This window comes from Dryocola baronae, from assembly GCF_051297175.1.
Taxonomy (GTDB): domain Bacteria; phylum Pseudomonadota; class Gammaproteobacteria; order Enterobacterales; family Enterobacteriaceae; genus Dryocola.
Genome location: NZ_JBINNY010000001.1, coordinates 4210684 through 4228634, shown reverse-complemented (window position 1 = coordinate 4228634; position 17951 = coordinate 4210684). Strand labels below are relative to the sequence as shown.

12 protein-coding genes are annotated in these 17951 nt (G+C 54.3%); 7 read left to right on the top strand and 5 right to left on the bottom strand.

Features of this window, described 5'->3' with window-relative positions:
• Window positions 1-75: 75 nt before the first annotated feature.
• Window positions 76-966 (bottom strand): carboxylating nicotinate-nucleotide diphosphorylase, encoded by an 891-nt coding sequence (gene nadC, locus ACSPHG_RS19995; RefSeq protein ID WP_435955218.1) that lies wholly within the window; start codon window positions 964-966, stop codon window positions 76-78.
• Between the two features lie 84 nt (window positions 967-1050).
• Between nadC and ampD the strand changes: the two genes are divergently transcribed.
• A complete protein-coding gene (gene ampD, locus ACSPHG_RS19990) occupies window positions 1051-1614 on the top strand; it encodes a 1,6-anhydro-N-acetylmuramyl-L-alanine amidase AmpD (RefSeq protein WP_435955217.1) in 564 nt (187 codons plus the stop codon).
• Window positions 1611-2465, top strand: coding sequence for a beta-lactamase regulator AmpE (ampE, locus tag ACSPHG_RS19985; protein WP_435955216.1), 855 nt, complete (start codon window positions 1611-1613; stop codon window positions 2463-2465). The genes ampD and ampE overlap by 4 nt, the downstream gene beginning before the upstream one ends.
• Window positions 2466-2547: 82 nt before the next feature.
• On the opposite strand, the gene ACSPHG_RS19980 is transcribed toward ampE, so the two are convergent.
• The 3 genes from ACSPHG_RS19980 to aroP all read right to left on the bottom strand — a co-directional run bounded on the left by ACSPHG_RS19980 (window position 2548) and on the right by aroP (window position 6448).
• A complete protein-coding gene (locus ACSPHG_RS19980) occupies window positions 2548-3498 on the bottom strand; it encodes a glycoside hydrolase family 43 protein (protein ID WP_435955215.1) in 951 nt (316 codons plus the stop codon).
• 10 nt (window positions 3499-3508) lie between these two features.
• A complete protein-coding gene (locus ACSPHG_RS19975) occupies window positions 3509-4909 on the bottom strand; it encodes a glycoside-pentoside-hexuronide (GPH):cation symporter (protein WP_435955214.1) in 1401 nt (466 codons plus the stop codon).
• Window positions 4910-5077: 168 nt separating this feature from the next.
• On the bottom strand, window positions 5078-6448 hold the full coding sequence (aroP, locus tag ACSPHG_RS19970) for an aromatic amino acid transporter AroP (protein WP_435955213.1): 1371 nt from the start codon (window positions 6446-6448) through the stop codon (window positions 5078-5080).
• 567 nt (window positions 6449-7015) lie between these two features.
• Between aroP and pdhR the strand changes: the two genes are divergently transcribed.
• The 4 genes from pdhR (at window position 7016) to lpdA (ending at window position 14091) form a co-directional block, all read left to right on the top strand.
• Window positions 7016-7780 (top strand): pyruvate dehydrogenase complex transcriptional repressor PdhR, encoded by a 765-nt coding sequence (gene pdhR, locus ACSPHG_RS19965; RefSeq protein ID WP_435955212.1) that lies wholly within the window; start codon window positions 7016-7018, stop codon window positions 7778-7780.
• A gap of 141 nt (window positions 7781-7921) precedes the next feature.
• Window positions 7922-10585: a pyruvate dehydrogenase (acetyl-transferring), homodimeric type gene (aceE, locus tag ACSPHG_RS19960; protein ID WP_435955211.1), complete on the top strand. Its 2664-nt coding sequence runs from the start codon at window positions 7922-7924 to the stop codon at window positions 10583-10585.
• 15 nt (window positions 10586-10600) lie between these two features.
• Window positions 10601-12490, top strand: coding sequence for a pyruvate dehydrogenase complex dihydrolipoyllysine-residue acetyltransferase (aceF, locus tag ACSPHG_RS19955; RefSeq protein WP_435955210.1), 1890 nt, complete (start codon window positions 10601-10603; stop codon window positions 12488-12490).
• Between the two features lie 176 nt (window positions 12491-12666).
• Window positions 12667-14091, top strand: a complete 1425-nt coding sequence (gene lpdA / locus ACSPHG_RS19950) for a dihydrolipoyl dehydrogenase (RefSeq protein WP_435955209.1) — start codon at window positions 12667-12669, stop codon at window positions 14089-14091.
• A gap of 94 nt (window positions 14092-14185) precedes the next feature.
• Here lpdA and ACSPHG_RS19945 read toward each other — a convergent pair whose 3' ends face one another.
• Window positions 14186-14821: a hypothetical protein gene (locus tag ACSPHG_RS19945; RefSeq protein ID WP_435955208.1), complete on the bottom strand. Its 636-nt coding sequence runs from the start codon at window positions 14819-14821 to the stop codon at window positions 14186-14188.
• 510 nt (window positions 14822-15331) lie between these two features.
• Between ACSPHG_RS19945 and acnB the strand changes: the two genes are divergently transcribed.
• On the top strand, window positions 15332-17929 hold the full coding sequence (acnB, locus tag ACSPHG_RS19940; protein ID WP_435955207.1) for a bifunctional aconitate hydratase 2/2-methylisocitrate dehydratase: 2598 nt from the start codon (window positions 15332-15334) through the stop codon (window positions 17927-17929).
• The last annotated feature ends 22 nt before the right edge of the window (window positions 17930-17951 follow it).

Genomic DNA, 17951 nt, shown 5'->3' with positions numbered 1-17951 from the left:
GTAAACGGTAGAGATGCGGGGTATTTCGCAAAATGAAGAGAAGATGGGCCGAAGGACCCATCTTTTAAGAAGTGGCTAGCGGAAACGCATGGAGAGATCGAGGGCGTGAACGTGCTTGGTCAATGCCCCTACGGAGATGAAATCAACGCCGGTTTCGGCAAATTCACGGATCGTTTCTTTCGTCACGTTTCCGGAAACTTCCAGCCGCGCTTTGCCCGCCGTCAGCGCGACGGCCTGGCGCATTTTCTCCACGTCGAAGTTATCGAGCATGATGATGTCAGCACCGGCTTTCAGCGCCTGCTCCAGCTCATCAAGGGACTCGACTTCCACTTCTACCGGCACGTCCGGATGCAGCCAGAACGCTTTTTCAACCGCCTGGCGAATCGAACCGGAGGAGATAATGTGGTTTTCTTTAATCAGAAACGCGTCGGACAGACCCAGTCGGTGATTGCTGCCACCGCCGCAAAGTACGGCGTATTTCAGGGCGGTACGCAGGCCGGGCAGGGTTTTACGGGTATCGAGCAACTGCGTGTTGGTGCCGTTCAGCAAGTCGACGTAGGTGCGTACTTCGCTCGCCACGCCGGAAAGTGTTTGCACGAAGTTCAGCGCGGTGCGCTCGCCGGTGAGCAGAACGCGCGATGGGCCATCGAGTTCGAACAGCGGCTGGTTGGCCGTTACCGCCTGGCCATCTTCCACGTGCCATTTCACCAGGACATCCCCGCCCAGCTGGATAAAGACTTCTTCAACCCATCGTTTACCGCAAAACACGCCGTCTTCACGGGTGATCACCACCGCATGGGAGGTGTGATTTTCTGGCAACAGTTGCGCGGTAATATCTTTGTTAGGATCGACGTCACCGCCAAGATCTTCGCGCAGGGCGGTGGCTACGGCCTGAGGAATATCAAGATTGATACGTTCGAGAAGCTCGTCACGTCGGCGGTCTGGGTTATAACGGCGGGGCGGCATGATAAAACTCCGAAATGGCAAAGTTAAGGTCGAAACATGCTACTCTGATGCGACGCCGAGTACCACTAGAGAGGAGAACCACGCATGCGGCTTTTAGACGGCTGGCTGGTGGGCGTGAAGCATGTCCCTTCCCCACATTTCGATTGCCGACCGGAGGATGAAAACCCCTCACTGCTGGTGGTGCATAACATCAGTTTGCCGCCGGGCGAGTTTGGCGGTCCGTGGATTGACGCATTGTTTACCGGCACTCTCGATCCTGACGCGCACCCCTATTTTGCCGATATTTCCCATCTGCGCGTTTCCGCGCACTGTTTGATTCGCCGTGACGGTGAAATTGTGCAGTACGTTCCGTTTAATAAACGCGCTTGGCACGCGGGCATTTCGCTCTATCAGGGCCGCGAGCGCTGCAACGATTTTTCCATCGGTATCGAGCTGGAAGGGACGGACACGCAGTCTTACACTGACGAGCAGTATCACCAGCTCGCAGCACTTACCCGCCTGTTAATTCAGCAATATCCTTCCATTGCCGACAATATGACAGGCCATAGCGATATCGCACCCGGGCGTAAAACTGACCCCGGCCCCGCATTTGACTGGCACCGTTTTCGTCAGTCGGTAGAAGCCACGTCGAATAAGGAGATGACATGACGCTTTTTACGCTGTTATTGGTCATGATCTGGGAACGCCTGTTCAAAATGGGCGAGCACTGGCAGCTGGACCACCGGCTGGAAGTCGTTTTCCAGCGGGTTAAGCATTTTTCGATGTTGCGCACGCTGCTGATGACGGCGCTGTGTATGCTCGTCGTTTTCCTTTGCGTACGCGGTTTGCAGGGGCTGTTCTTCAACGTTCCGCTGCTGGTGTTCTGGATTGCGCTGGGCGTGCTGTGTATCGGGGCGGGGCAGGTGCGCTTGCACTATCACGCCTATTTACAGGCGGCCAGCCACGACGATCTGCACGCGCGCGATGCGATGGCCAATGAGCTGACGCTGATCCACGGCGTGCCGCCCGACTGCGACGAGCGCGAATATCTCAAAGAGCTGCAAAACGCGCTGCTGTGGATTAACTTCCGTTATTACCTTGCGCCGCTGTTCTGGTTCATCGTTGGCGGCATTTGGGGGCCGGTCACCCTTGCGGGCTACGCTTTCCTGCGCGCGTGGCAAACCTGGCTTGCCCGTCACCATTCGCCGCACCAGCGTCTGCTTTCCGGCATTGATGCGATTTTGCACGTTCTGGACTGGGTTCCGGTGCGTCTTGCTGGGGTGGCTTACGCGCTGCTCGGGCACGGCGAGCGGGCGCTGCCGGCATGGTTTGCTTCCCTTGCCGATCGTCATACCTCGCAGTATCAGGTGCTGACCCAACTGGCCCAGTACTCTCTGGCGCGCGAGCCGCATCTCGACAAGGTTAAAACACCAAAGGCAGCCGTATCTATGGCGAAGAAAACGTCACTGGTGATTGTGGTCGTGGTGGCGCTGCTGACGATTTACGGCACGCTGGTTTAACGCTTTTGGTGGATGGCACTGCGTTTATCCGCCCATAATTTCGTTGGGCGGGTTAACGATAGCGCCACCCGCCGCAGTAAACCTACTCGGCAGGCGGCACGCCAAAGACCGGCATGCCGTTTTCATCCCAGCATATTGTTTTCAGGCGCGTGTGGCGGTTCGGATCGTAAAGCGGGTCGCCTTCAATTTCCGTGTAATTCCTCGCGTGATAGACCAGCACGTCTTCCCCCTCCTTCGTTTTGGTAAAGCTGTTATGGCCGGGGCCGTACTGCCTATTTTCATAGCTGGTGGTAAAGACCGGCCGGGGGGATTTATGCCAGTTCTCTACTTTTGTGGGATCGGCTGCCAGGTCAATCCACAGCAGCCCCAGGCAGTAATTTTCATCCGTGGCGCTTGCCGAATAGCTGACAAACAGCCTTTCGCCGTGGGTGATGACCGCCGGGCCTTCGTTAACCTTGAATCCCCGGCATTCCCATTCCAGCTCCGGTTTGCTTAGCATCACAGGTTCGCCCTTAATGGACCAGGGCGTTGCCATTTCCGCAAGATAGATATTTGAGTTGCCGGGAATCGCCGGGTCTTTTTGTGCCCACAGATACCACTGCTTGCCCTGATGGTGGAACGTGGTGGCGTCCAGGCAGAAGCTATCGAACGGCGTTTTGACCAGGCCTTTTTCAACCCACTTACCCGTCAGCGGGTCAGCGTCCGCGCATTCCAGGGCAAACATGCGGTGCTGGAACATATTCAGCTCGTCCAGCGCCTGCGTGTGGCTGGCGGCGAAGTAGATGTACCATTTCCCCTGAATATGATGCAGTTCCGGCGCCCAGATAAGCTTGCTCATCGGGCCGGTTTCCGGCTTGCGCCATACCACGACGGGCGACGCCTGCGGCAGCTCTTCGATGGTCGCCGCTCGGCGGATTTCCAGCCTGTCGTACTCGGGAACCGAGGCAATAAAGTAGTACGCTCCTTCGTGCAGCAAAATGAACGGGTCGGCCCGCTGTTCGATAAAGGGATTTGGCCACTGGCTCTGCGTCATCTTGTGTTCCTTAAGGTTTAGCTTCGATAGTCTTACTGTCGCGGTAGTCGTTGAGTTCACGGTAGTTAATACGGCGTTTTTCGAGATCGGCCTGAATTTGCTTCATCAGTTCGCGGTCGACTTTCAGTAGCCTTACCACGCCTGCGGTGATCAAATATCCGACGCCGGGAATAATGGTGAACAGCATGATGATGCCGTTGATCGCGTCCGGGCTTTGCTGCTTCGCGCTGGCGTCGTAGCCGTACCAGGAAAGCAGGAATCCGACCATCGCGCCCGCCACCGCGAGGCCAACCTTCAGGAAGAAGAGGTTGCCGGAGAAGCTAATGCCGGTGATGCGCTTGCCCGTTTTCCATTCGCCGTAGTCGTCCACGTCGGCCATCAGCGACCAGTGCAGCGGGGAAGGGATCTGGTGCAGCACGTTAAGCAGGAAGTACATCACCACGATAAGCGTGGTGGCGTGCGGGTCCAGGAAATAGAAGCCGCTGGAGAAAATCGCCAGCACGATGTTGGTCCAGAAGAACACCTTCAGCTTGCAGAAGCGGTCGGTCAGCACTTTCGCCAGCATGCTGCCGCCCATCATGCCGATAACGCCAAGGCTGATAAACAGGGTGGCGAAGCTGGTACTTTGCTGCATTACCCAGGTCACGTAATACATGGTGGCGGCCATGCGGATAAAGCCCGGGCAGACGTTGCACAGGGTAAGCAGCAGAATGCGCACCCACTGGTCGTTTTTCCACACGTCCTTCATATCGGCTTTAAGATCGTCGTTGCTTGGCACCGCAGGGCGAATGCGTTCCCGCACGCTTGAGAAGCAGAACAGAAACATGCACATGCCTATCAGCGCCAGCACGCCCATCGCCCACTGATAGCCTTTCGCTTTGTCGCCGTTTCCGAACCAATCCACCATAGGCAACAGGCTCAGTGACAGGATTAACGTGGCGATGCCGACCATGACAAAACGGTAGGACTGACACGCGACGCGCTCCTGCGGGTCGTTGGTGATAACGCCGCCTAAAGAGCAGTAGGGAATATTGATCGCGGTGTAGGTGAGAGAGAAGAGGAAGTAGGTGACAAAGGCATAGATAACTTTGCTGCTGTAGCTCCACTCCGGCGTGGTGAACATCAGGAAACTGAACAGGGCGAACGGGAAGGCAATCCACAAAATCCATGGACGAAAACGCCCATAGCGACTTTGTGTACGATCGGCAATAGCGCCCATTATCGGATCGGTTACCGCATCAATCACGCGGATTGAAAGCAGCATTACGCCAACCAGCGCCGGTGCCAGGCCAAATATGTCGGTGTAAAAATAGTTCACAAACAGCATGATGGCGCCGAAGATAATGTTGCATCCGGCGTCACCCATTCCGTAGCCGATTTTTTCTTTGATAGATAACTTACCGTTTTCCATTACCCAAGCTCCTGACCAGAATATGGACAAGATTATTGGTCTGATGAATTAAATTTGCGCAGCAGGAATCCGTCGCAGAGATGGACAATCGTGTCGTCAGGGGGAAAGTGTGAGGCGGATAACAAAGCGCCCCGGCGGTGCGGGGCGCCTGCGAGTGACAAATTACATTCAGGCCTTAACGGTTTTGCCGCCGCGCTGGGTTTTAATCCAGTAGCCGATGCCGAGGATCAGTACCCAAACCGGGATCAGCCAGACGGAAATCGCCATGCCCGGCGTGATAGCCATAATCACCAGAATGCCGGCCATAAACAGCAGGCAGATCCAGTTCCCCAACGGATAGAACAGGGCAGGGAAGCGGGTTTTTACGCCCTGCTGGTCTTTCTTACGGCGGAATTTGATGTGCGCGAGGCTAATCATGGCCCAGTTGATCACGAGGGCAGAAACCACCAGCGCCATCAGCAGGCCGAAGGCTTCGCCGGGCATCAGGTAGTTAATCAGCACGCACAGCGCGGTGGCGACGGCGGACACGAGAATGGTGGTAACCGGCACGCCGCGGCGGTCGACTTTCAGCAGTGCTTTCGGCGCGTTACCCTGCTGGGCAAGGCCGAACAGCATGCGGCTGTTGCAGTAAACGCAGCTGTTGTAGACGGACAGCGCCGCCGTCAGGATCACCACGTTCAGGGCGTTGGCGACCAGTGAATCACCCAGCTCGTGGAAGATAAGCACGAACGGGCTGGTGTCGGCGGTGACGCGCGTCCACGGCATCAGGGAAAGCAGTACCGCCAGTGAACCCACGTAGAAAATCAGAATACGGTAGATAACCTGGTTGGTCGCTTTCGGAATGCTGACCTCCGGGTTGTCCGCTTCGGCTGCGGTGATGCCGACCAGCTCAAGGCCGCCGAAGGAGAACATGATGATCGCCATCATCATGACCAGCCCCGTCATGCCGTGCGGCAGGAAACCGCCCTGTTCCCAAAGGTTGCGCACCGTGGCCTGCGGGCCCGCGCTGTCGCTAAACAGCAGCCAGCCGCCGAACAGGATCATCGCAACAACGGCGACGACTTTGATGATGGCGAACCAGAACTCCATCTCGCCAAACACTTTTACGTTGGTGAGGTTGATGGCGTTGATCAGCACGAAGAAGGCGGCCGCAGAGGCCCAGGTTGGGATCTCAGGCCACCAGAACTGCACGTATTTACCGACGGCGGTAAGCTCGGCCATCGCCACCAGAACGTACAAAACCCAGTAGTTCCAGCCGGAGGCAAAACCGGCAAACCCGCCCCAGTACTTATAGGCAAAGTGGCTAAATGAACCGGCTACCGGCTCTTCAACCACCATCTCGCCCAGCTGGCGCATAATTAAGAAGGCGATAAACCCGGCGATAGCGTAGCCGAGAATAATCCCCGGGCCCGCAGACTGAATAACGGAGGCACTGCCCAGAAACAGGCCAGTTCCGATAGCTCCACCCAGCGCAATAAGCTGAATATGGCGGTTTTTCAGGCCGCGCTTCAGCGTGTCGCCTTGCAGTTGACCATCCATTTTGAAACCTCGTGAGTGTGGTTGTTTTATGCGCTCGTAACGGCGCTTGTAAGTATGTAGTTCCGTAAGGTGTAGTCTTTGTTTTACGGTTTTGGAATCCAGTATTTTGCGTAATGGACTACCGCAGCGCAAAGAATAGTGGTAAGCGCCAGCGTTTGCACCTGCTTTCTTTTAACGCCGTGACGAGTTGGATAAAAAGAAGCCAGCTTTAATAAAGGCATCACGTTGATGTCCGACTTTATTAACCGACCCTAAGCGATATACCTGAATTTATATTCATATTTTAAAGTGATGAATCGGTTCAGATTGCAAGAACAACCACTTCATCTCGTTTCAATAAAGTTAAAACTCCCTCAAAGGGGGTAAACATAAGATTTGTGCAAAGTTACATGTTTGAAACGTTGTTTCTGTAATGTTGTTAAAAAGTGCCCGCTTTACTGATTTCAATCAAAACCAATATGGACAGAAGGTGAATACTTTGTTACTTTAGCGTCACGAATGTGCAATTGGTCATACCAATTGACTCCGGGCAAATGGCTTAAGACAAACGGCTTAAGAAAGGGAAGAATGGCCTACAGCAAAATTCGCCAACCAAAACTATCCGATGTGATCGAGCAGCAGTTGGAGTTTCTTATCCTTGAGGGAACATTGCGTCCCGGCGAAAAACTCCCACCCGAGCGCGAGCTGGCAAAACAGTTCGACGTTTCCCGTCCTTCACTGCGCGAGGCTATACAGCGTCTCGAAGCAAAAGGATTACTGCTTCGTCGTCAGGGCGGTGGCACTTTTGTCCAAAACAGCCTTTGGCAGAGCCTGAGCGATCCGCTCGTTGAGCTGTTATCTGACCATCCTGAATCCCAGTTTGACCTGCTTGAAACCCGCCATGCACTGGAAGGGATCGCTGCGTACTACGCCGCATTACGCGGAACCGACGACGATCTTAAGCGCATTGGCGATTGCCATATCGCTATTCAGCAGGCGCAGGAATCCGGTGATTTAGACGCGGAAGCGGACGCCGTTATGCAATATCAAATCGCAGTGACCGAAGCCGCCCACAACGTGGTGCTCCTTCACCTCCTGCGCTGCATGGAACCGATGCTCGAACAAAACGTTCGTCAGAATTTTGAATTGCTCTACGCGCGCCGTGAAATGCTGGCGCAAGTGAGCAGCCATCGCGCCAGCATTTTCGCGGCGATTATGGCTCGTCAGCCGGAGCAGGCGCGTGAAGCCTCGCACCGTCACCTGGCGTTTATTGAGGAAATATTGCTGGATCGCAGCCGCGAAGAGAGCCGTCGAGAGCGTTCTCTTCGGCGCTTACAGCAACGTAAGGAATAAGAGCCAGAACTGGTTCTAAGCGCCATTTTTAGAGCGCGGCAACTAAACGCAGAACCTGTCTTATTGTGCTTTTTAAAGGAAAGCACAATGGGACAGGTTCCAGATAATCAACGTATTAGACACAGATAAGGAATACCACCCATGTCAGAACGTTTCCCAAATGACGTGGATCCGATCGAAACTCGCGACTGGCAACAGGCGATCGAATCGGTCATCCGTGAAGAAGGTGTTGAGCGTGCTCAGTATCTCATCGACCAGTTACTGTCCGAAGCCCGCAAAGGCGGCGTTAAAGTGGCATCTGGTACTGGTGTAGCCAACTACGTCAACACTATTGCCGTTGAAGATGAACCGGAATACCCGGGCAATCTGGAGCTGGAACGCCGTATTCGTTCTGCTATTCGCTGGAACGCCATCATGACCGTGCTGCGTGCGTCTAAAAAAGACCTCGAGCTGGGCGGCCACATGGCATCCTTCCAGTCTTCTGCAACCGTTTATGACGTGTGCTTCAACCACTTCTTCCGTGCGCGCACTGAAAAAGATGGCGGCGATCTGGTGTACTTCCAGGGCCACATCTCTCCGGGCGTGTACGCGCGTGCCTTCCTGGAAGGTCGTCTGACCGAAGAGCAGATGAACAACTTCCGTCAGGAAGTTCACGGCAACGGCCTGTCTTCTTATCCGCACCCGAAACTGATGCCAGAATTCTGGCAGTTCCCGACCGTATCTATGGGTCTGGGCCCGATCGGTGCGATTTACCAGGCTAAATTCCAGAAATACCTGGAACACCGTGGTCTGAAAGACACCTCCGCGCAGCGCGTTTACGCGTTCCTGGGCGACGGTGAGATGGATGAGCCCGAATCCAAAGGTGCGATCACCATCGCAACTCGTGAGAAGCTGGACAACCTGTGCTTCATCATCAACTGTAACCTGCAGCGCCTTGATGGCCCGGTTACCGGCAACGGCAAAATCATCAACGAACTGGAAGGCATCTTCGCAGGTGCTGGCTGGAACGTAATTAAAGTGATGTGGGGTTCCCGTTGGGACGAACTGCTGCGTAAAGATACCAGCGGTAAACTGATTCAGCTGATGAACGAAACCGTTGACGGCGACTATCAGACCTTCAAATCCAAAGACGGCGCCTACGTGCGTGAGCACTTCTTCGGTAAATATCCGGAAACTGCCGCTCTGGTTGCTGACTGGACTGACGAGCAGATTTGGGCCCTGAACCGTGGCGGCCACGATCCGAAGAAAGTCTACGCTGCACTGAAAAAAGCGCAGGAAACCAAAGGCAAAGCTACCGTAATTCTTGCTCATACCATCAAAGGGTATGGCATGGGTGACACCGCCGAAGGTAAAAACATCGCTCACCAGGTTAAGAAAATGAACATGGACGGCGTACGTTACGTGCGTGACCGTTTCAATGTGCCTGTGGCTGATGCCGACATCGAAAAACTGCCATACGTTAAGTTCGAAGAAGGCAGCGAAGAGTACAACTACCTGCACGGCCAGCGTCAGAAGCTGAACGGTTACCTGCCGTCCCGCATGCCTAAGTTCACTGAAAAACTCGAGCTGCCTAAGCTTGAAGACTTCAGCCAGCTGCTGGAAGAGCAAAACAAAGAGATCTCCACCACTATCGCTTTCGTTCGTGCCCTGAACGTGATGCTGAAGAACCCGTCTATTAAAGACCGTCTGGTTCCAATCATCGCCGACGAAGCGCGTACTTTCGGTATGGAAGGCCTGTTCCGTCAGATCGGTATTTACAGCCCGAACGGCCAGCAGTACACCCCGCAGGACCGTGAGCAGGTTGCTTACTACAAAGAAGACGAAAAAGGTCAGATCCTGCAGGAAGGCATCAACGAACTGGGCGCAGGTTCATCATGGCTGGCGGCTGCTACCTCTTATAGCACCAACAACCTGCCGATGATCCCGTTCTACATCTACTACTCCATGTTCGGTTTCCAGCGTATCGGCGACCTGTGCTGGGCAGCGGGTGACCAACAGGCTCGTGGCTTCCTGATCGGCGGTACTTCCGGTCGTACCACGCTTAACGGCGAAGGTCTGCAGCACGAAGATGGCCACAGCCATATTCAGTCTCTGACTATCCCGAACTGTATCTCTTACGATCCTTCTTACGCGTACGAAGTTGCCGTGATCATGCACGACGGTCTGGAGCGTATGTACGGTGAGAAACAAGAGAACATTTACTACTACATCACCACGCTGAACGAAAACTACCACATGCCTGCGATGCCGCAGGGTGCGGAAGAAGGTATCCGTAAAGGTATCTACAAGCTGGAAACCGTTGAAGGTAGTAAAGGTAAAGTTCAGCTGATGGGCTCCGGTTCTATCCTGCGTCACGTACGTGAAGCGGCTCAGATCCTGGCGAAAGACTACGGCGTAGGCTCTGACGTATTCAGCGTCACTTCCTTCACTGAACTGGCTCGTGACGGTCAGGACTGTGAGCGCTGGAACATGCTGCACCCAACTGAAGAACCACGCGTGCCTTACGTTGCTCAGGTTCTGAGCGATGCACCTGCCGTGGCATCTACTGACTATATGAAACTGTTCGCTGAGCAGATCCGTAACTTCATCCCGGCAAGCGATTATCGCGTACTGGGTACTGATGGCTTCGGTCGTTCAGACAGCCGCGAAAACCTGCGTCACCACTTCGAAGTTGACTCTTCTTACGTGGTTGTAGCAGCGCTGGGCGAACTGGCTAAACGTGGCGAAATCGATAAGAAAGTGGTGGCTGATGCTATCGCCAAATTCAATATCGATGCAGATAAAGTCAACCCGCGTCTGGCATAAGAGGTAAAGAATATAATGGCTATCGAAATCAAAGTACCGGACATCGGGGCTGATGAAGTTGAAATCACCGAGATCCTGGTCAAAGTTGGCGACAAAGTTGAAGCTGAACAGTCGCTGATCACCGTGGAAGGTGACAAGGCTTCTATGGAAGTTCCGTCTCCAAAGGCTGGCGTTGTTAAAGAGATCAAAGTCTCTGTTGGCGACAAAACCGAGACCGGTGCACTTATCATGATTTTCGATTCCGCCGACGGTGCAGCTGACGCTGCGCCTGCCAAGGCAGAAGAGAAGAAAGAAGCAGCGCCTGCAGCAGCCCCAGCGGCCGCGGCAGCGAAAGAAGTGAACGTGCCGGACATCGGCGGTGACGAAGTAGAAGTCACTGAGATCATGGTAAAAGTGGGCGACAAAGTAGAAGCAGAGCAAAGCCTCATCACCGTTGAAGGTGACAAAGCGTCTATGGAAGTTCCTGCGCCGTTCGCGGGCGTTGTGAAAGAAATCAAAATCAGCACCGGCGACAAAGTGTCTACCGGCTCCCTGATCATGGTCTTCGAAGTAGCGGGTGCTGCACCTGCCGCTGCTGAAACCAAAGCTGAAGCTGCACCGGCTCAGGCCGCGCCAGCCGCTTCCGGCTCTAAAGAAGTTAACGTGCCGGATATCGGCGGCGATGAAGTAGAAGTGACCGAAGTGATGGTGAAAGTGGGCGATAAAGTTGCCGCTGAACAGTCACTGATCACCGTTGAAGGTGACAAAGCTTCTATGGAAGTCCCTGCGCCGTTCGCGGGCGTTGTGAAAGAAATCAAAATCAGCACCGGCGACAAAGTGTCCACCGGCTCCCTGATTATGGTCTTCGAAGTTGAAGGCGCTGCACCTGCGGCTCCGGCAGCAAAACAGGAAGCAGCGGCTCCGGCTCCTGCGGCGAAAGCTGAAAAACCGGCTGCGGCACCTGCGAAAGCCGAAGGCAAATCTGACTTCGCTGAAAACGACGCTTACGTTCACGCCACCCCGCTGATTCGCCGTCTGGCGCGCGAGTTTGGTGTTAACCTGGCGAAAGTGAAAGGCACTGGCCGCAAAGGCCGTATCCTGCGCGAAGACGTTCAGGCATACGTGAAAGACGCTGTTAAGCGCGCTGAAACTGCACCAGCAGCGGCGAGCGGCGGCGGTCTGCCAGGCATGCTGCCATGGCCGAAAGTTGATTTCAGCAAGTTCGGCGAAATCGAAGAAGTTGAACTGGGCCGCATCCAGAAAATCTCTGGCGCGAACCTGAGCCGTAACTGGGTGATGATCCCGCACGTTACGCACTTCGACAAAACCGATATCACCGATCTGGAAGCGTTCCGCAAGCAGCAGAACGACGAAGCGGCTAAGCGTAAGCTGGACGTGAAGTTCACACCTGTTGTGTTCATCATGAAAGCCGTTGCAGCAGCCCTTGAGCAGATGCCACGCTTCAACAGCTCCCTGTCCGAAGACGGCCAGAAGCTGACGCTGAAAAAATACATCAACATCGGTGTTGCGGTTGATACGCCAAACGGTCTGGTTGTGCCAGTGTTCAAAGATGTGAACAAGAAGAGCATCACTGAACTGTCTCGCGAACTGATGGCTATCTCCAAGAAAGCGCGCGACGGCAAGCTGACCGCAGGCGAAATGCAGGGCGGTTGCTTCACCATTTCAAGCCTCGGCGGTATCGGGACGACTCACTTCGCGCCAATCGTTAACGCGCCGGAAGTGGCTATCCTGGGTGTCTCCAAGTCTGCGATGGAGCCGGTCTGGAACGGTAAAGAGTTCGCACCGCGTCTGATGATGCCGATGTCTCTTTCCTTCGACCACCGCGTGATTGACGGTGCTGATGGGGCTCGCTTCATCACCATCATCAACAACATGCTGTCAGACATTCGCCGCCTGGTGATGTAAGCCAGAAAGCCGGCCAAACGGCCGGCTTTTTTCTGATAATCTCATGATGTTGTTGAGGTTGCTGGCGTAAGCAAAAATTCATGAGCCGTTTGTTGTTTCAAAATTGTTAACAATTTTGTAAAATGCGGGCGGATAGAACGACCCGGTGGACGACGGGTATAAATTAAGAGGTCATGATGAGCACAGAAATCAAAACTCAGGTCGTAGTACTTGGGGCAGGCCCGGCAGGTTATTCCGCAGCATTCCGCGCCGCGGATTTAGGTCTGGAAACCGTAATCGTTGAACGTTACAGCACCCTCGGCGGTGTTTGCCTGAACGTTGGTTGTATCCCTTCTAAAGCCCTGCTGCACGTTGCTAAAGTGATCGAAGAAGCGAAAGCTTTGGCTGAACACGGCATCGTTTTCGGCGAGCCAAAAACCGACATCGACAAAATCCGTACCTGGAAAGAAAAGGTAATCAACCAGTTGACTGGCGGCCTGTCCGGTATGGCGAAAGGTCGTAAAGTTAAAGTTGTTAACGGCCTGGGCAAATTCACCGGCGCTAACACCCTGGTTGTTGAAGGCGAAAACGGCCCAACCACCATCAACTTTGATAACGCCATCATCGCGGCGGGTTCCCGTCCGATTCAGCTGCCGTTCATTCCGCATGAAGACCCACGCGTATGGGATTCCACCGACGCGCTGGAGCTGAAATCCGTACCAAAACGTATGCTGGTTATGGGCGGCGGTATCATCGGTCTGGAAATGGGTACCGTTTACCATGCGCTGGGTTCAGAGATTGACGTGGTTGAAATGTTCGACCAGGTGATCCCGGCTGCCGACAAAGACGTGGTGAAAGTGTTCACCAAGCGCATCAGCAAGCAGTTCAATCTGATGCTGGAAACCAAAGTGACCGCGGTTGAAGCCAAAGAAGACGGCATCTATGTCACGATGGAAGGTAAAAAAGCGCCGGCAGAACCACAGCGTTATGACGCGGTTCTGGTGGCTATCGGCCGCGTACCTAACGGTAAGCTGCTGGATGCGGGCGCTGCTGGCGTTGAAGTTGACGACCGTGGCTTCATCCGCACTGACAAGCAGATGCGCACCAACGTGCCGCACATCTACGCTATCGGTGATATCGTTGGTCAGCCGATGCTGGCTCACAAAGGTGTTCACGAAGGCCACGTTGCCGCTGAAGTTATCGCGGGCAAGAAACACTACTTCGACCCGAAAGTGATCCCATCCATCGCCTATACCGAACCAGAAGTTGCATGGGTTGGTTTGACCGAGAAAGAAGCGAAAGAAAAAGGCATCAGCTACGAAACCGCCACCTTCCCGTGGGCTGCTTCTGGCCGTGCTATCGCTTCCGACTGCGCGGACGGCATGACCAAACTGATTTTCGACAAAGAAACTCACCGCGTTATCGGTGGTGCGATTGTCGGGACGAACGGCGGCGAGCTGCTGGGCGAAATCGGTCTGGCTATTGAAATGGGCTGTGACGCTGAAGACATCGCGCTCACCATCCACGCGCACCCGACTCTGCACGAGTCCGTTGGCCTTGCCGCTGAGATCTTCGAAGGCAGCATCACCGACCTGCCAAACCCGAAAGCGAAGAAAAAGTAACTTTCCGCGTTTGACGAAACGGCCCTGCGGGGCCGTTTTTTTCTTTTACGCGCCAGAAAGAGAGTTCCGTGCCAGCCAAATTTTGCAGATAGGTTTAAACACGACCAAAACAAAGTTTATCAAGGATCAAACCTGACACCGCATTCGCCTTACGGGCACCCTGCATTCGATCGTAAAGGCAGTACATTTGCTCCAACATCATATCTATAATCCTCGGCATGCTCTGTGAACTGTCGCCCCCATTCCATGTGAATAAAACGCCACCGCAGTTTGGATCAAAAATGAAAATCTCATTCGGTGCCCAAATAATAACGGCTGCATGATTGGCGGGTTCGCTAAAAAATGAAAAACGTCCCTGGAATAAATCGCCATACCCCAAGTTTGAGCTATTAATATTTACCAAAAGCACACAGCTGCCACATCTGTCAAAGCTATATACATTCGCTCCCGGTTTTTTGAAAGGATTGTTTTGATCATTTTGGATGGCAAAAATACTTTTCCGGAGGGCATGAAACCCCGGGGTAATGCTGCTTATCACCTTGTTATAGGATGACTTCAACATTCTGGCGTAGGTTTCCGTATAGCCGTAGGCTTCATTGGGTGAAATAACCCCGTCGATATTTTCATGAAGGTGAGTAAGAATTGCTGTACTAATTCCATAACACCAGCCTCCATTATTCTGAAGTGCATATTGCGAAAAGCGGAACGATCTTTTCTGTATGATATTCATTTCATTCTCCCTATTAAATTAGTGATATCCCTAACCTGCTTACTTTCTTCGCGACCCTTTATAATAAAGCAGTCTTTACTGGTAGGATGTAAATATTGAATGATAGCTGGCTTAAGATTCTTTAATATTCAACAGGTCGTATTAAAGGGGTTCTGGAGCAGAATATCACATAGAAGGGGGCGCTTATGGCGAATCGTTCATTAAATGGACAGTTCTGAGCTGTTGTGATATTGCATCGTGATGCCGTTATGAGTCGTTTTGGCAGTGTTAAATACAACCTGCCAATCGACCAAAAACCGCCCCGACGGTCATATCAAAAAGTAATCTTTTGTCCGTAACGATTCAGCAAGGATTTAATGTTGCTTTTTTGTAAACGGATTAACACCCCCCTGAAATCCTGCTATGCTGCCGTCGCGGATCCGGGCATTTACCCTACAAACTGCTGTCTCACAGGAGCGTGAAGAGATTAAGCCTGGCGCCACAATGACAATGAGAGCGAGGAGAACCGTCGTGCTAGAAGAATACCGTAAGCACGTAGCTGAACGTGCCGCAGAAGGGATTGTTGCAAAACCTCTTGATGCAACCCAAATGGCCGCACTGGTTGAGCTGCTGAAAACTCCGCCTAAGGGTGAAGAAGCATTTCTGTTAGATCTGATTACCAATCGTGTACCCCCAGGCGTTGATGAAGCCGCCTATGTTAAAGCCGGTTTCCTGGCTGCCCTCGCCAAAGGCGACGCCACCTCCCCATTAATCTCCCCTGAGAAAGCGGTCGAACTGCTGGGCACCATGCAGGGCGGTTACAACATTCACCCGCTGATTGACGCGCTGGATAACGAAAAGCTGGCCCCGATTGCGGCTAAAGCGCTGTCCCACACGCTGCTGATGTTCGATAACTTCTACGATGTAGAAGAAAAAGCGAAAGCGGGCAACGTCCACGCGCAGCAGGTGCTGAAGTCCTGGGCTGACGCAGAATGGTTCCTGTCTCGTCCTAAACTTGCTGAAAAAATTACCGTTACCGTTTTCAAAGTCACCGGCGAAACCAACACCGATGACCTGTCTCCGGCGCCGGACGCATGGTCACGCCCGGACATTCCGCTGCACGCTCTGGCGATGCTGAAAAACGTCCGCGAAGGCATTGAGCCGGACCAGCCTGGCAGCGTCGGCCCGATTAGGCAGATTGAAGCACTGAACAAAAAAGGTTTCCCGCTGGCCTATGTTGGCGACGTAGTGGGCACCGGGTCTTCCCGTAAATCGGCGACCAACTCCGTGCTGTGGTTCATGGGCGACGACATCCCGAACGTACCGAACAAGCGCGGCGGCGGCGTGGTGCTCGGCGGCAAAATCGCGCCAATCTTCTTTAATACCATGGAAGATGCCGGTGCTCTGCCAATCGAAGTAGACGTGAACGGCCTTAACATGGGCGATGTTATCGACATCTACCCGTACAAAGGCGAAGTGCGTAACCACGACACCAACGAGCTTATCGCTAACTTTGAGCTGAAAACCGACGTGCTGCTGGACGAAGTTCGCGCCGGCGGCCGTATCCCGCTGATCATCGGCCGTGGCCTGACAACCAAAGCGCGTGAAGCGCTGAATCTGCCGCAAAGCGACGTGTTCGTGCAGGCGAAAGACGTGGTTGCCAGCACCCGTGGCTTCTCGCTCGCACAGAAAATGGTTGGCCGCGCGTGTGGCGTGGAAGGCATTCGCCCGAACCAGTACTGCGAGCCAAAAATGACCTCCGTGGGCTCTCAGGACACCACTGGCCCAATGACCCGCGATGAGCTGAAAGACCTGGCGTGCCTCGGCTTCTCCGCCGACCTGGTGATGCAGTCCTTCTGCCACACCGCGGCCTATCCTAAGCCTGTGGACGTCACCACGCACCACACGCTGCCGGACTTCATCATGAACCGTGGCGGCGTGTCCCTGCGTCCGGGCGACGGCGTTATTCACTCTTGGCTGAACCGTATGCTGCTGCCGGATACCGTGGGTACCGGCGGTGACTCCCACACCCGTTTCCCAATCGGGATTTCCTTCCCGGCGGGTTCCGGCCTGGTGGCGTTTGCTGCGGCAACCGGCGTGATGCCGCTTGATATGCCAGAGTCCGTGCTGGTGCGCTTCAAAGGCAAAATGCAGCCGGGGATCACCCTGCGCGACCTGGTTCACGCCATTCCGCTGTATGCCATCAAGCAGGGCCTGCTGACCGTTGAGAAGAAAGGTAAGAAAAATATCTTCTCCGGCCGCATCCTGGAAATCGAAGGGCTGCCGACGCTGAAAGTTGAGCAGGCGTTTGAGCTGACCGATGCCTCCGCCGAGCGTTCTGCCGCAGGCTGTACCATCAAGCTCGACCGCGAGCCGATCGAAGAGTATCTGAACTCCAACATCGTGCTGCTGAAGTGGATGATTGCCGAAGGCTACGGCGACCGCCGCACGCTCGAGCGCCGCATCCAGGGCATGGAAAAATGGCTGGCCGATCCGCAGCTGCTTGAAGCCGACGCGGACGCGGAATACGCGGCCGTGATCGACATCGATCTGAACGATATCAAAGAGCCGATCCTGTGCGCGCCAAACGATCCGGACGACGCGCGCCTGCTGTCTGACGTTCAGGGCGAGAAAATCGACGAAGTGTTTATCGGCTCCTGTATGACCAACATCGGCCACTTCCGCGCCGCCGGTAAGCTGCTGGACAGCCACAAAGGCCAGCTGCCGACCCGCCTGTGGGTTGCGCCGCCAACGCGTATGGATGCCGCACAGCTCACCGAAGAAGGCTATTACAGCGTCTTTGGCAAGAGCGGGGCGCGTATTGAGATCCCAGGCTGTTCCCTGTGCATGGGTAACCAGGCGCGTGTGGCAGACGGCGCGACGGTGGTTTCCACCTCTACCCGTAACTTCCCTAACCGTTTAGGGACCGGTGCAAACGTCTTCCTGGCCTCCGCCGAGCTTGCCGCCGTGGCTTCTCTGCTGGGTAAACTGCCAACGCCTGACGAGTACCAAACCTTTATGGCGCAGGTCGATAAGACGGCGGTAGACACCTACCGTTATCTGAACTTCGACCAGCTTTCTCAGTACACCGAGAAAGCCGACGGGGTGATTTTCCAGACCGCCGTGTAATAAAATTAAGGGAAGCCAGCGG